General features: G+C 61.8%; 14 protein-coding genes. 10 read left to right on the forward strand and 4 right to left on the reverse strand.

What is annotated here, in order from left to right; genetic code table 11:
• Positions 1–3: 3 nt before the first annotated feature.
• From DXT74_RS09875 to DXT74_RS09895, 5 genes are read left to right on the forward strand one after another with little or no spacing between them, the layout of a single operon-like run.
• Positions 4–921, forward strand: coding sequence for a GTP-binding protein (locus tag DXT74_RS09875; RefSeq protein ID WP_081556268.1), 918 nt, complete (start codon positions 4–6; stop codon positions 919–921).
• Positions 918–1,088, forward strand: a complete 171-nt coding sequence (locus DXT74_RS09880; RefSeq protein ID WP_156038807.1) for a hypothetical protein — start codon at positions 918–920, stop codon at positions 1,086–1,088. The genes DXT74_RS09875 and DXT74_RS09880 overlap by 4 nt, the downstream gene beginning before the upstream one ends.
• Positions 1,085–1,828 (forward strand): metal ABC transporter ATP-binding protein, encoded by a 744-nt coding sequence (locus tag DXT74_RS09885; RefSeq protein ID WP_019101169.1) that lies wholly within the window; start codon positions 1,085–1,087, stop codon positions 1,826–1,828. Before DXT74_RS09880 ends, DXT74_RS09885 begins: the two co-directional genes overlap by 4 nt.
• Positions 1,828–2,703 (forward strand): metal ABC transporter permease, encoded by an 876-nt coding sequence (locus tag DXT74_RS09890; RefSeq protein WP_194427849.1) that lies wholly within the window; start codon positions 1,828–1,830, stop codon positions 2,701–2,703. Before DXT74_RS09885 ends, DXT74_RS09890 begins: the two co-directional genes overlap by 1 nt.
• A gap of 22 nt (positions 2,704–2,725) precedes the next feature.
• Complete coding sequence (locus tag DXT74_RS09895) at positions 2,726–3,631, forward strand: metal ABC transporter solute-binding protein, Zn/Mn family (protein WP_114154742.1); 906 nt, start codon at positions 2,726–2,728, stop codon at positions 3,629–3,631.
• Here DXT74_RS09895 and DXT74_RS09900 read toward each other — a convergent pair.
• A complete protein-coding gene (locus DXT74_RS09900; RefSeq protein WP_194427850.1) occupies positions 3,624–4,289 on the reverse strand; it encodes a sulfite exporter TauE/SafE family protein in 666 nt (221 codons plus the stop codon). The genes DXT74_RS09895 and DXT74_RS09900 overlap by 8 nt on opposite strands.
• A 309-nt stretch (positions 4,290–4,598) precedes the next feature.
• Here DXT74_RS09900 and DXT74_RS09905 point away from each other — a divergent pair, with 309 nt between their 5' ends.
• On the forward strand, positions 4,599–5,384 hold the full coding sequence (locus DXT74_RS09905; RefSeq protein ID WP_043633019.1) for an enoyl-CoA hydratase: 786 nt from the start codon (positions 4,599–4,601) through the stop codon (positions 5,382–5,384).
• Positions 5,385–5,748: 364 nt separating this feature from the next.
• On the opposite strand, the gene DXT74_RS09910 is transcribed toward DXT74_RS09905, so the two are convergent.
• The 3 genes from DXT74_RS09910 to DXT74_RS09920 all read right to left on the reverse strand — a co-directional run bounded on the left by DXT74_RS09910 (position 5,749) and on the right by DXT74_RS09920 (position 9,684).
• The gene (locus DXT74_RS09910) at positions 5,749–7,824 is read right to left on the reverse strand and encodes a prolyl oligopeptidase family protein (RefSeq protein WP_194427851.1); all 2,076 of its coding nucleotides are present in this window, start codon (positions 7,822–7,824) and stop codon (positions 5,749–5,751) included.
• A gap of 301 nt (positions 7,825–8,125) precedes the next feature.
• Positions 8,126–8,824 (reverse strand): DsbA family protein, encoded by a 699-nt coding sequence (locus DXT74_RS09915; protein ID WP_194427852.1) that lies wholly within the window; start codon positions 8,822–8,824, stop codon positions 8,126–8,128.
• Positions 8,818–9,684 (reverse strand): MBL fold metallo-hydrolase, encoded by an 867-nt coding sequence (locus DXT74_RS09920; protein ID WP_114154750.1) that lies wholly within the window; start codon positions 9,682–9,684, stop codon positions 8,818–8,820. Before DXT74_RS09920 ends, DXT74_RS09915 begins: the two co-directional genes overlap by 7 nt.
• 842 nt (positions 9,685–10,526) lie before the next feature.
• On the opposite strand from DXT74_RS09920, the gene DXT74_RS09925 reads away from it, so the two are divergent.
• From DXT74_RS09925 to DXT74_RS09940, 4 genes are read left to right on the forward strand one after another with little or no spacing between them, the layout of a single operon-like run.
• A complete protein-coding gene (locus tag DXT74_RS09925) occupies positions 10,527–11,450 on the forward strand; it encodes a branched-chain amino acid ABC transporter permease (RefSeq protein WP_043594245.1) in 924 nt (307 codons plus the stop codon).
• An 18-nt stretch (positions 11,451–11,468) separates the two neighbouring features.
• Positions 11,469–12,569, forward strand: a complete 1,101-nt coding sequence (locus tag DXT74_RS09930; RefSeq protein WP_194427853.1) for an ABC transporter ATP-binding protein — start codon at positions 11,469–11,471, stop codon at positions 12,567–12,569.
• A gap of 2 nt (positions 12,570–12,571) precedes the next feature.
• Complete coding sequence (locus DXT74_RS09935) at positions 12,572–13,342, forward strand: ABC transporter ATP-binding protein (RefSeq protein ID WP_043633033.1); 771 nt, start codon at positions 12,572–12,574, stop codon at positions 13,340–13,342.
• Positions 13,339–14,049 (forward strand): ABC transporter ATP-binding protein, encoded by a 711-nt coding sequence (locus DXT74_RS09940; RefSeq protein ID WP_043633035.1) that lies wholly within the window; start codon positions 13,339–13,341, stop codon positions 14,047–14,049. Before DXT74_RS09935 ends, DXT74_RS09940 begins: the two co-directional genes overlap by 4 nt.
• Positions 14,050–14,235: the final 186 nt, after the last annotated feature.

Consider the following 14,235-nt stretch of genomic DNA (forward strand, 5'->3'; position numbering starts at 1 on the left):
TCCATGAAAAAAACCATAGTCAACTTGTTCACCGGTTTCCTCGGGGTGGGCAAGACCACGGCGTTGCGCCATTTGATCGAGCATCGTCCCGCGCATGAGAAGTGGGCGATCATCGTCAACGAGTTCGGCGAGGTCGGCATAGACGGCGCGGCCCTGAGCCAGGACGAACTGGCGGTGGCGGAAATCGCCGGCGGCTGCCTGTGCTGCGTGGCCGGTCCGCAGATGACCGCCACGGTGGCGACCCTGTTGCGCCGCGAACGCCCGGACCGCTTGTTGATTGAGGCCAGCGGCCTGGCGCACGCGGCCGGCGTCATCGATGAATTGCGCGCCAAGCCCTTGGGCGAGGCGCTGGAGGTGGGCGCGGTGCTCACTCTGGTGGACCCCCGCCAGTTCATTCAGCCTGATTACCACCGCCAGCCGCTGTACCGAGACCAGATTTCCATCGCAGACGTGTTGGTGGCCAACAAGATCGACACGGCCGACGTGCCGACGATGGAGGCTTTCCGTCAACAGGCGGGGGCCTTGTTTCCGCCCAAGTCGCTGGTGGGCGAAGTGCGCAACGGCGAACTGGATCCGGCTTGGCTGGATGCCGCCGCCGCGCCCAAGCCGCGTTACCGGCCGGCTGTGCCGGACGACGCCGCTGCCCAATGGCGCTCGATGGGCTGGACCTTCGAGCCGGAGCAGGCTTTTGACGGAGAGAAACTGACCCGCTTTTTCGATGCGCTGCCGACCTTGGTGCCCGGCCTGGTGCGCGCCAAGGGCGTGTTCAAGGTGCTGGACAGCTGGGTGTGGCTGAACTGGGCAGCGGGGCAGTGGGGCGCGGCCCAGGTGTCCTGGCGGCGCGACAGCCGTTTTGAACTGATTGCCGAGGATTTCGACGCCGCCGCGATTGAGAGCACGTTGCGGGAGTGCTTCGAATGACGTCTAAACATCAACATCCGCGTGCGCACCGGCATCTGACGCCGGCCAATTTCAAGCCGCCGTTCAGCCTGCTGGCGATGTCGGCCTGGCAACGGCTGGGTCTGGCCGGCGCCGCGCTGGCGGTCTTATGGGTTCTGGTGATCTGGGCGTTGAGGGAGGCGGCATGAGCGTCAGTCTGCGGAACCTGACCGTTTCTTATCAGCGCCACCCGGCGGTGCACCATGTCAGCGGCAGTTTCGTCGCAGGAGACGCCACCGCGATTTTCGGTCCCAACGGCGCCGGCAAGAGCACCTTGCTCAAGGCCATGATAGGCGCTTTGACGCCGGATTCCGGTTCGGTGCAGCTGGACGGTTTTCAGCGCCGCGACATCGCCTATCTGCCTCAGCAGTCTGAGATCGACCGTTCTTTGCCGGTCAGCGTGCTGGACTTGGTATGCACCGGCCTGTGGCACGATACCGGCGTGTTAGGCGGCGTTAGCCGTCGCGGTCGCGATCAGGCCTTGCTGGCCTTGGAGCAGGTGGGCCTGGCCGATTTCGCGCTGCGGCCCATCTCGGCGCTGTCCAGCGGCCAGTTCCAGCGCGTGTTGTTCGCCCGCATTCTGGTTCAGGATGCGCGCCTGATCCTGCTGGACGAGCCGTTCAACGCGGTGGACGCCAAGACCACCTACGACTTGCTGGAGCTGGTGCGCCATTGGCGGGAAGAAGGCCGTACCGTGGTGGCGGTGCTGCATGATTACGAGCAGGTGCGCGCTTATTTCCCGCACACCTTGTTGTTGGCGCGCGAAGTGGTGGCCTGGGGCGATACCGCCGAAGTGCTGTGCGACGCCAATTTGAAACGCGCGGTGGATACCGCCGCGCATTGGCAATCCCAGGCTGCGGTCTGCGAAGTGGATGGAGCGCAAGCCTGATGTCGCACTTATACGATTTACTGGTGTCGCCGTTTGCCGAGTTCGCCTTTATGCGCCGAGCGCTTATCGGTTGTCTGGCCCTGGCCCTGGGCAGTGGCCCGATCGGCCTGTTTCTGGTGATGCGGCGCATGAGCCTGATGGGCGATGCGATGAGCCATGCCGTGCTGCCCGGCGCCGCGGTGGGCTTCATGATGGCGGGCCTCAGCCTGCCGGCCATGAGCCTGGGCGGTTTCTTCGCCGGGGTGCTGGTGGCGCTGCTGGCCGGCCTGGCCACGCGTTTCACCAGCATCAAGGAGGATGCCAGCTTCGCCGCCTTCTACCTGCTGTCCTTGTCCATCGGGGTATTGCTGGTGTCGCGCGGCGGCAGCAATGTGGACTTGATGCATATCTTGTTTGGTTCTGTGCTGGCGGTGGACGATGCGGCCCTGTTCCTGGTGGCCGGCGTGGCATCCTTCACCTTGTTGGCGCTGGCCTTGATCTACCGCCCCCTGCTGCTGGAAAGCCTGGACCCGGTCTACCTGCGCGCCGTGGGCGCGCGCGGGGGGGTGTGGCACATGTTGTTCCTGATGCTGGTGGTGCTGAACCTGGTGGCGGGTTTCCAGGCGCTGGGCACCTTGATGGCGGTGGGACTGATGATGCTGCCGGCGATCACCGCCCGCTTGTGGACCGAGCGCATCGAGGCCTTGCTCGGCTTGTCGGTGGCCATTGCCTTTCTGGCCGGCTTGGGCGGCCTATTGCTGTCCTATCATTTCGAATTGCCCTCCGGGCCGGCCATCATTCTGCTGGCGGGCTTGGTCTATCTGTTGTCGCTGCTATTGGCGCCGGTGGGCGGGGCTTTGCCGCGTTACATCCGCGCCCGGCATCTGGAATCCTGAACCCTTGATAAGGAAGTCGCCGATGAAGAAATCAATCATGGCCCTGTTGTTGCTGGGCCTGCCCTTGTCCGCCTGGGCCAAGCTGCCGGTGGTCGCCAGCTTCAGCATTGTGGCCGATATGACGCGGGAAATCGGCGGGGATCGCGTCGAGGTGTCCTCGCTGGTGGGGCCGGATCAGGACGCCCATGTGTTCCAGCCGTCGCCGGCCGACGTCAAGAAAGTGGCGGGCGCCAAGCTGCTGGTCACCAACGGCCTGGGCATGGAGGGCTGGATGGTGCGGCTGAGCAAGGCCGCTCATTTCAAAGGCGTGCAAGTGGAGGCGGGCAAGGGCATCAAGACTCGCGAAGCGGAGGACGAGGATCATCATGGACATGGTCACGGCCATGCCGGGCATGACCATGGAGCCATCGATCCGCACGCCTGGCACGATCCCAAGCGCGTGCTGACTTACATTCGCAACATCGAGGCCGGCCTGAGCCAGGCGGACCCTGCGGGCAAGCAGGAATACGCCCGCCGCGCCGCCGAGTACGCGGCCAAGGTGAAGGAAATGGACGCCTGGGCGGCCAAGGCCTTCGCCGCCGTGCCGGCAGCCAAGAGAAAGATGCTGACCTCGCACGACGCCTTCGCTTACCTGGGCGAGCGTTACCAGCTGCAAGTATTGGCCATTCAGGGTGTGAGCACCGAGTCCGAGGCATCGGCCAAGGCGGTGGCGCGTCTGGTGCGCCAAGTGCGGCAGGAGAAAGTGTCGGCGGTGTTCATGGAGAACATGACCGACAAGCGTCTGTTGGAGCAGTTGTCGCGCGAGGCCAAGGTGACGATAGGCGGCAAGCTGTACGCCGACGCGCTGTCAGGCCCGTCCGGCCCTGCGCCCAGCTACTTGGCGATGTTCCGCTACAATGTTGACACCATTCTGAAATCGTTTAAATAAGCGCCCGCAGCAACTGCCAGGCGCCGATGCCCGCAACGACCAGTCCCGCCGTGAGGCGGACTGGTCGTTGTTGCATCCAGCGGCGCAGGCTGTCGGCAAAGGCGCCCATCAGTAAGAGATTGGGCAAGGTGCCGAGGCCGAAGGCCAGCATGGCCAGCGCGCCGCCGGATGCGCTGCCGGTGGCCAGCGCCGACAGCGAAGCGCTGTAGACCAACCCACAGGGCAGCCAGCCCCAGACCATGCCGGCCAGCAAAGCCGATTGCGGCGAGCGGATCGGCAGCAGGCGTCCCAGCAGCGGCTGCAAGCGCCGCCAGATCGGCACGCCCAAGCGCTCGATCAGATTGACCGCTCCGGACAGGCCGGCCAGGTAGAGGCCCATGGCCACCAGCATCAGGTTGGCCAGCAGCGCCAACGCCAGTTGAAGGCCGCGGATGTCCAGCAGGGCAAGGCCGGTGGCGGCCAGGCCGCCCAGCAGCGCGCCGATCAGCGCGTAGCTGCCGATGCGCCCCAGATTGTAGGCCAGCATGATGCGCCAGCGGCCGGTTTCGGGGGGCAGATTCAGTGTTAGCGCGGCGACGATGCCGCCGCACATGCCCATGCAGTGACCGCCGCCCAGCAAGCCCGCCAGAAACAATATCCACCCGCTCGTTTCAATCATGCCGCAACCTGTCTCAGAAAGCTCTATGGTAACAGAGTGGCGGCTTGGGCTTGCGCGCGCGGCGGTCATATTTGCTTTTGGCATTTATTGCCTTTATCAAAATATTACTTGGCATCCGCTTAAAGAAAGTTATAAAAAAAATGATGGTCTTGCCGATCGACTACTGGTCAAAAGGTCAGTTTGCAATGAGAATGCTGCTTTGGCTTCGGACCTATGCGCAATGGGTCCCCCGCTAAGGATCCAGGCGCTCGACCTGGTCAAAACATATGCATAAGCGATGTAATCCATGGGGATAGAGTGAGGAAAAATATGGCCAAGTATCTGACACTTGAGCGGCTGGGCCAGTCAGCGATCGTGACTCTCAAAAACGCGCCGGCGAATCTGCTGACCACGGAGAGCCTGAATGAGCTGGCTACGACGATGCGGTCGCTGGATGCGGATCCGGCTGTGCGTTCGGTGGTGCTGACCGGGGCGGGCGACGCGTTTTTTTCCGCCGGCGCCGATTTGAAGCAATTCGCTTCCGGCGATGTGGCCGAGGCCGACAAGGTATTCGACGCCTTCGCCGGTGCCTTGCGCAGTTTGCAGCAATACCGCGGCGTTACCGTGGCCGCGATCAACGGCTATGCTTTGGGCGGTGGATTGGAGTTGGCGCTGGGCTGTGATTACATGGTGGCCGAGCGCGGAGCCAGGCTCGGGCTGCCAGAGGCCAAGGTGGGCATCATTCCGGCGGCGGGCGGCACCAAGACGCTGGCGGATAAAGTGGGCGTCTCCTGGGCCAAGCGCATCATCCTGGGCGGCGAAGTGGTAACGGCTGAGAAGGCCTTGACCATCGGGCTGATCGAGGAGGTGGTGGATCAAGGTTTCGCCAAGATCGTGGCGATCAGCCTGGCCAACAAGGTGGCGAACCAAGCGCCGGGCGCGGTGGCCGCGGCTCGTCGTCTGATCGAGGAGAGCGGCAACCTGACGCTGGCCCAGCATCTGGAGCGCGAGCGCGCCGCGGTGCGTCAATTGATAGGCGGAGCGGAGCAGATCGAGGGCGTCAATGCCTTCATCGCCAAGCGCAGCCCCAGTTGGGTCGAGTCCGGCGATGATTGAACATCGCGCATCCCATGCAAAACCGCCTGTCGCCGTTTCGGCCGCAGGCGGTTTGTTTTGGTGCTCCGCTCGCGCGGTGTCAGTTGTAGCCTGAGAGATAGTTGACCTTGTCGTTGTTTGCGCGTCCGCTTCATTCCAGCTTGTCTCCCGCCTTGCCGCCGCCAAGCGGATACTGCGCCCAAAGGGCCTGCTAATGGGGCCGGGGGCGGCGCCGGGGGAGCCGAACAGCAAGGTTCCCACCGTTTGCCGTCATTCGCTGAACCATGCCGGCATGTCGAATGGCTTGTAGGCGGCGATATAAGGTTCAAGCTGGGATTGCATCTGTTGCCGTTGTATTGGCTCTCTTTCCCCCGGATGGTGCGAATCAGCGTAGTTGGCGCAACAGGAAGGCGTATTCCATCGCCGCGATATCGGCCTCTTGCTGGTGGTTGGCGGCGGCGCCGTGCCCGCCCTCGGTACGTTCGAAATACTGCACCGGGGCGCCCATCGCCTGCATGGCCGCGAACATCTTGCGGGCATGGCCGGGATGGACCCGGTCATCCAGCGTCGAGGTCATGAACAGGGTGGCCGGGTAGCGCGCGTCCGGCTTCAGGTTCTGATAGGGCGAATAACGGCGGATATAGGCCCAGTCTTCCGGCAGGTCCGGGTTGCCGTACTCATCCATCCAGCTGGCCCCGGCCAGCAAGCGGTTGAAGCGGCGCATGTCCAGCAGTGGCACCTGGCAGACCACGGCGTTGAATAGTTCCGGCCGCTGGGTGAGCATCACTCCCATCAGCAGGCCGCCGTTGCTGCCTCCTTTGATCCCCAGATGGCGGGCGTTGGCCACGCCGCGCTTGGCCAGGTCCTCGGCGATGGCGGCGAAGTCGTCGTAGGCGTTCTGGCGCAAGTGTTTGCGCGCCGCCTCGTGCCAAGCCGGGCCGTATTCGCCGCCTCCGCGGATATTGGCCAGCGCGTAGACGCCGCCGCGATCCAACCAGGCTTTGCCCAGCGCGCCGTTGTAGCGCGGGGTCAGCGACACTTCGAAGCCGCCGTAGCCGTACAGCAGCGTGGGGTTGGAGCCGTCAAGCTTGATGTCTTTGCGGCTGACCAGGAAGTAGGGTACCCGAGTGCCGTCGCGAGAGACGGCGAACCATTGTTGGATGCGGTAGGGGCTGGCGTCGAAAAAGCCGGGCTGTTGTTTCAGCGTCTGGCGTTGATCGCTGCCGGCCTCGGCCAGCGCCAGCGTCGGCGGCGTTAGAAAGTCGGTGAAGCTGTAGAAGTAGCGGTTGTCGCGATCAGGGTCGACCGCGCGCACGCTGATGCTGCCGAAGCTTGGGGTATCCACTGTGCGCGATTGCCATTGACCGGCCACGACCTTCCACTCCCGCAAGCGGCTGCCGACATTGTCCAGCGTGGTCAGCAGCAGGCTGTCGCGGGTGGACGTCTGCTCCGCCAGCGAGACGGTGGCGCTTGGCTCGAACAAAGGGGTGAAGTCGCGCGCTCCGGCCAGATAGGCTTCAACATCGATGGCCAGCAGGGAGCCGCCGCGCCAGGTTTTTGCGCCGATTTTCCAGTCTTGCTTGGGGGTTAGCAACAGCCAGTTGTCGAAAAAATCGACGCCGACGTGGTCGGGCTTGTCCAGCCGTCGCCATTCTCCTGCAACCAGCAGGCGCGTTTCCGTGGTGAAGAAGGTGGGCGCGCGCGTGATCACGTCGTAGCGGCGGCCTTGGGCGTCAATCCGGGCCGCGTGCACGGCGACGTCGGCTTGCCGGCCTTCGAACACGGTTTGCGCCTGGGCCAGCGGCTGGCCGCGGCGCCAGGTTTTGACCACGCGGGGGTAGCCGGAATCAGTCAGCGATCCAGGGCCGAAGTCGCTCATTACATAAAGGGAGTCATGGTCCTGCCAGCTGACTTCGCTCTTGGCTTCCGGCAACTGGAAGCCGTCCTTGACGAAGGCTTTGGCGACCGGATCGAATTCTCGCACCACCGCGGCGTCACCGCCGCCGCGGCTCAGGCGCAGCAGGCAGCGCTCTTGATTGGGGCGCAGGCAGTCAGCACCTTGCCAAACCCAGTTTTCCCCTTCCTCCTTGGCCAGCCCATCCAGATCCAGCACCGTTTCCCATTGCGGCGCGGCCTTGCGGTATTCGTCCAAAGTGGTGCGCCGCCACACTCCGCGCGGGTGATCCTTGTCGCGCCAGAAGTTGTAGTACAGCCCGCCAATCTTCTCCACGGAGGGGATGCGGTCGTTGGAGTCCAGGATGGTCAGCAGTTCGCGGCGCAGAGTCGGATAGTCGGCTTGCCGGCCGAGGTCCTGGCGCGTGTTCGCGTTTTGCTGGCTAACCCAGGCCAGCGCTTCTTTGCCTTGAATCTCCTCCAGCCATAGATACGGGTCTTGAGCGGCGCTTGCCGCGGCACTGAGCGCGAGCAGGGTGAGGGACAGGGTGGGGCCTAAGGTTTTCATCCGGACGGGTTCCCTTATTTCAGCCAATGGCTGTAGACAGTGAATTTGTTTTGATGTGTCCGAATACTGTAGCGCCCGTGAATTTGTTTGTCATCAACTGCCGCGCGGGCCGGCAAGCCAAACGGCGGCCATGATGAGACAGGACCGCCGTTGGCGAGGAGGGAATGGACGTGAGCTTAGAGCCTGTTTACGATCTTGCGAGCTAAGGCGAAAACGGCTGAGAAAGCGGAGTGTACACACGGCACATGAGCATTTCGAAGCTGTAACGCTTTACAACGCGCAGCGGATCGTGAGCAGGTTCTTAGCAGCCGTCCAGCCCGCACATCGGCGGCAGGTCGGCCAAGCCGGAGCCGGAAGCGGCGCCGAGTTGCGCCAAGTGCTGGCTGAACATGTCCGGCTTGCCCAAGTAGGAACCTAGATCTAGGGCCTCGAAGCGGCCGTCCACTTCCAGCGCCGCGGATGGGAAGTCGCGCAGGCCCAAGCGATTCATCAGGCGGCGGCTATGGTCTATATGTTCGACGCTGCGTGCCAGGCCGCCGGCGTAGGCATCGGCGAAGCGGCCGGCGGGCGCGCCCAATTCCGCTGCCAGCCGGGCAAGCACGGCGACATCGGCAATCTCCAGACCGTGCAGATAATGAGCGGCTTGCACATGGGCCAGCATGGCTTGCGGCGCAATGCCCAGTTCCGGCGCGGCCAGAACAGCGGCGATGGGCGGCGTCGAGTCCAGGCGCGCTTCGCTGCGCAACAAGCCGTCGAAGTAGGCGTCGCCGAAGGGCTGACCGCTGAGGGCGGCGATGCGGTGATCGTGAGGCATCACATAGCCGCGCCATTCCAGGTTCACGCGCCGGTTGTGCGGCGCGCTCAGCATGCCGCCGCCGTGCAGCGCCAGTTCGACTTCGGGCCGCGCCGCGGCCGCCAGCAGCAGCGGCGAGGCGCCGTAGCACCAGCCGCACAGCGGGTCGTAAAAGTAGTGGAGTCGAATCTTGGTGGCGCTTACCATTTCATTTCGCCTTTGTTGACTTTGGCGCCGATCTCCAACGACATGTCTTCGCCCGCTTGCGGGAAGGCTTGCTTCATCGCCTGGATCAACTGGGCGCTATCGGCCGACTTGGCCAGATTCAATTCGAAGCGCTGCAAGTATTGGCGGGTGAAGCGCACGGCGCTCAGATCGGTTTTATCGCCAGCTTGCATGTGGCCGGGCACCACGATCGCCGGTTGCAGGCCTTCCATTTCATCCAACTGCTTGACCCAGGCCTGGCGTTCGGCTCGGCTCTGGGTGTCCGCGGTCCAGACGTGCATGCTGGGAGCGGTGACGCCGACATTGCCGACAATCGCGCGGATGGATGGAATCCACACATAGCCGCGGTGGGCGAGTACGCCGCGCGTGCCTTTGATTTCCAGCGTCTTGCCTTCCAGTTCCAGACGGTCGCCTTTCAGCTCATCGGGCAGCAGTGCGGCGCTTGGCGCGTTCGCGCCCATTTTCGGGCCCCAATAGGCGATCTTGCCCTGAATATTGGCCTTGATCTTGGCCAGGGTCGGACCGTTGCTGAGGATTTGGGCCTGGGGGAAGATTTTCTTCAGTTCGGCGGCGCCGAAGTAGTAGTCAGGGTCTGCTTGGCTGATATAGATGGTTTTTAGTTGCTTGCCGCTGTCCAGCACCTTGGCGGCGATGCGGTGGGCGTCGGCGCGGGTGAAGCCGGTGTCGATCAGGATGGCGTCTTTTTCGCCGCTGACCAGCACCGAGCTGACATTGAAGCTATTGCCGTCGGCGTTGTAAATGGACAGCTTCAGCGGTTCGGCGGCGAAGGCGGCCGTTGCCGCCAGGGTCAAGGCGCCTGCGATGAGGATTTGACGGGGCATCGATTCATTCTCCATATGGCCCGACGTCTATCGCGGGCAGTGAGTGGTGGATTGCGACGCTCACTATAAAACGCACGCTTAATGGGAATAAACCATCTAAATCGCACTAAATTGTTGCTTATTTCGATCTAATTGGCGCTAAGACTGGGGGACGCCGTCTCCAGATAACCCCTTATGTGGAGGCGTGGCCGTATGAAATGCGGCTGGCGCATCGAAGGCGCGCCCCCCCGCGCCGGGGGTGTGTGGCGGCCGTTCTTAAGACAGTTGCAGCCAAGACGAATAGGATGGGCTATGTTTCAGCCATAAAATCGCGCAGCGAAGAATGTCGGATGGGCGCTGAGTGCGATGGTCTCATTCTTGCTTGATGTGCGATGTGTCGCGCCGTGCATTTTTTGTCAGCATCGGCCGTCTTTTTGGGAGATTGTATCCATTCGAATCACGAAAGCGAGCGAATGTTGTAATGCGAATTCTTTGGTGGATGTCTTTTCGAAATCGAACATATTTTGCGCCGAGACATGATCAAAATCTGAAAAACAAGCTGCTGACTCAGGGTTTGTCTTTATCCGGAGAAATTCAAAATTTCTTTGGCCGGTTTTGTCTTTTTTTTCAAAAAAATACATGAAAAACAATGTGTTAAATTGTTTTTAAATAGGCTTGATTTGGTGCCGTTTTAACCAATCTTTAAGATTGACAGTCGCTGGAATCCACCTACATAATCCGTTCGCCTGTCAGACAGAATCCAAATAATCAAGGCTCGTCCGGGCACTCAAGAACAGGCAGCAGCCAATAAGAGGGAAAGCCCCGCAAGCTGCCGGTCGTCAATACAAAGGAGATCTCCCAACGTGGACATTTTTCTGCAACAAATCCTGAACGGTCTCGTTCTGGGTAGCATTTATGCGTTGATCGCATTGGGCTATACCATGGTGTACGGGATCATGGGGCTTATCAACTTCGCTCACGGCGAAGTGGTGATGTTTGGCGCCATGGTCACCATATCCGTCATCAATGCCTTGTCCGGTTCCGGCTTGCCCGGTCCCGCTCTGGTGCTGATCGGCCTGCTGGTGGCGATTGCGGCCTGCATGCTGCTGGGCTTCACCGTAGAGCGCATCGCTTACCGCCCGCTGCGCGGCAAGCAAAGACTGGCGCCGCTGATTACCGCGATCGGCCTGTCCATCGTGCTGCAGCAGGTGGCTATCCTGATCTGGGGCCGCAACTACATTCCGTTTCCGCAAATCCTCGACCATGACGTGGTGTCCTTCTTCGGCGCCAGCATCACCAAGCTGCAAATCACCATCATCGTACTGTGTCTGGTGATCATGGCCGGTCTGCTGTTGATGGTGGAACGCACCAAGCTGGGTCGCGCGATGCGCGCCACCAGTCAGAACCCGGCGGTAGCCGGCCTGATGGGCGTCAACGTCAACACCATCATATCCGCCACCTTTGTCATAGGCTCCAGCCTGGGCGCGGTGGCAGGCGTGATGGTGGCCACCAACTATGAGCAGGCTCATTACTATATGGGCTTCATGATTGGTCTGAAGGCCTTCACCGCCGCGGTGCTGGGCGGCATCGGCAATTTGGGCGGCGCGGTGGCCGGCGGCTTGCTGCTGGGCATCATCGAAAGCCTGGGCGCCGGCTATATCGGCACGCTGACCGGAGGCTTCCTCGGTTCCAATTATCAGGACATCATCGCCTTCATGGTATTGATCATGGTGCTGATTTTCCGTCCGTCCGGCCTGCTGGGCGAAAAGATGGCCGACCGTGCCTGATCCTGGAGACGACATATCATGACCATGGCACTCAATATCAATAAGATGGACACCGGCAAGAAAGTCGGCCTGTTCGTGTTGTCCGCGGTGGCGATGGCGGTTCTGCCTTTCCTCGTGGGCGGCCTGCTGGGCAACTCCTGGGTCCGCATCGTCGACTTCGCCTTGCTCTACGTGATGCTGGCGCTGGGCCTGAACATCGTGGTGGGCTTCGCCGGTTTGCTGGATCTGGGTTTCATCGCCTTCTACGCTGTCGGCGCCTATACCTTCGCCTTGCTGGGCTCGCCGCATTTCGGCCTGCATCTGCCGTTCTACATCACCATCCCGCTGGGCGCGGTGCTGGCGGCTTTCTGCGGCATCTTGCTGGGCACGCCGGTATTGCGGCTCAAGGGCGACTATCTGGCCATCGTGACGCTGGGTTTCGGGGAGATCGTGCGCATCTTCATGAATAACCTGAACACGCCGGTCAACATCACCAACGGCCCGCAAGGCATCAATCTGATCGATCCGATCAAGGTGGGCGGCGTGTCGCTGGGCGATACCATGGAGTTGTTCGGACTCAGCTTCCACAGCGTCTATCTGTACTACTACCTGTTCCTGGTATTGACCGTGGGCGTGGTGATCATGGCCTGGCGTTTGCAGCATTCGCGCATCGGCCGTGCCTGGGTGGCGCTGCGCGAGGACGATATCGCCGCCGCGGCGATGGGCATCAACATTCGCAATATCAAACTGCTGGCTTTCGCCTTGGGCGCTTTGTCCGGCGGCGTGGCCGGTGGCTTGTTCGCGTCCTTCCAGGGCTTTGTGTCGCCGGAATCGTTCAGCCTGCTTGAGTCCATCATGATTTTGGCGATGATCGTTCTGGGCGGCATGGGTCACATCCCGGGGGTGATTCTCGGCGCCGTGGTATTGACCATTGCGCCGGAAATCCTGCGCGACGTGATTGGCCCGCTGCAGATGAAAACCTTCGGCAAAATGCTGATCGACCCGGAAAACGCCCGCATGCTGTTGTTCGGCTTGGCGATGGTGGTGATGATGCTGGTGCGGCCGGAGGGCATGTGGCCGTCCAAGCGCCGTAAAGCCGAGTTCCGTGACGATAGAGAAGCCGCAGGGCAGAAAGGTTGAGCATGGCTGAAGTTTTGCTGAAGATAGAAGGCATCCATAAACGCTTTGGCGGCCTGCACGCGCTCAACAATGTGGCGCTGACCATCAACAAGGGCGAGATTTACGGCCTGATCGGCCCCAACGGCGCGGGCAAGACGACGCTGTTCAACGTGCTGACCGGCTTGTACGTGCCGGACGAGGGGGCTTTTGAGTTCGACGGCCACAATCTGTTCCAACAGAAGCCGCATGTGGTCGTGGCCGCCGGCATCGCGCGCACCTTTCAGAACATCCGCTTGTTCGCCGAAATGACGGCGCTGGAAAACGTCATGGTGGGGCGCCACATTCGCTCCAAGGCCGGAGCCTTGGGCGCGGTGTTGCGCGACAGGCGCACCATGGCCGAAGAAAAGGCGATTACCGACAAGGCATGGGAGCTGCTGGAATACGTGGGCATCGCCGACGTCGCGCACGAGCGCGCCCGCAATCTGTCCTACGGCCACCAGCGCCGCCTGGAAATCGCGCGCGCGCTGGCCACCGAACCCAAGCTCTTGGCCTTGGACGAGCCGGCCGCCGGCATGAACCCGCGTGAAACCGAGGAGTTGAAGGACTTGATGTCCAAAATCCGAGCCGGAGGCGTGACCGTGCTGCTGATTGAGCACGATGTCAAATTGATGATGGGCCTGTGCGACCGCATCGCGGTGCTGGACTACGGCAAGAAGATTGCCGAAGGCGTTCCCGAAGAGGTGCGCAAGAACCCGAAAGTGATCGAGGCTTACCTGGGAGCGGCACACGCATGAGCATTTTGGAAGTCAAAGACCTGCAAGTGGCCTATGGCGGCATTCAGGCGGTCAAGGGAATCGATTTTCACATCAAACAGGGTGAGTTGGTGACCCTGATCGGCGCCAACGGCGCCGGCAAGACCACCACGCTGAAAACCCTGGTGGGCATGGTGAAGAAATCCGGCGGCAGCATTCACTACGACGGCAAGGACATCTCCACTATCGCGCCGCACAACTTCGTGCGCCACGGTCTGGCCATGGTGCCGGAGGGCCGCGGGGTGTTCGCCAAGCTGACCGTGGAAGAGAACCTGCTGATGGGCGCTTACTATCGCGACGACAAGGCCGCGATTCTGAGCGAGGCCGAGCGGGTGTACGAGTTGTTTCCGCGCTTGAAGGAGCGGCAGAAGCAATTGGCGGGCACCTTGTCCGGCGGCGAACAGCAGATGGTGGCCATGGGCCGCGCCATGCTGTCCAAGCCCAAGCTGCTGCTGCTGGATGAGCCGTCCATGGGCCTGGCCCCCATCATCGTGGAGAAGATCTTCGAGATTATCCAGATGGTGGCCAAGGAGGGCGTGACCATGCTGTTGGTGGAGCAGAACGCCAAGCTGGCGCTGGAAGTGTCGCAGCGCGGTTACGTAATGGAAAGCGGCCGCATCACCATGAGCGGCCCGGCCAAGGACCTGCTCAACGACGAACGCGTGCGCAACGCCTACCTGGGCGAATAAGCTAGCGTTGCACCCGCCAAACCCCGGACTTGTCCGGGGTTTTTCTTTTCAGAACGTGCTTACGATCTTGCGAGCTAAGGTGAGACAAGTCGAAAACGGCTGAGAAAGCGGAGTGTACACACGGTACATGAGCATTTCGAAGCGGTACTCACCGTGGGCCGTCTCTCGACGCGCAGCAGATCGTAA

It is taken from the genome of Chromobacterium sp. Rain0013 (genome assembly GCF_015291765.1).
Lineage (GTDB): Bacteria > Pseudomonadota > Gammaproteobacteria > Burkholderiales > Chromobacteriaceae > Chromobacterium > Chromobacterium haemolyticum.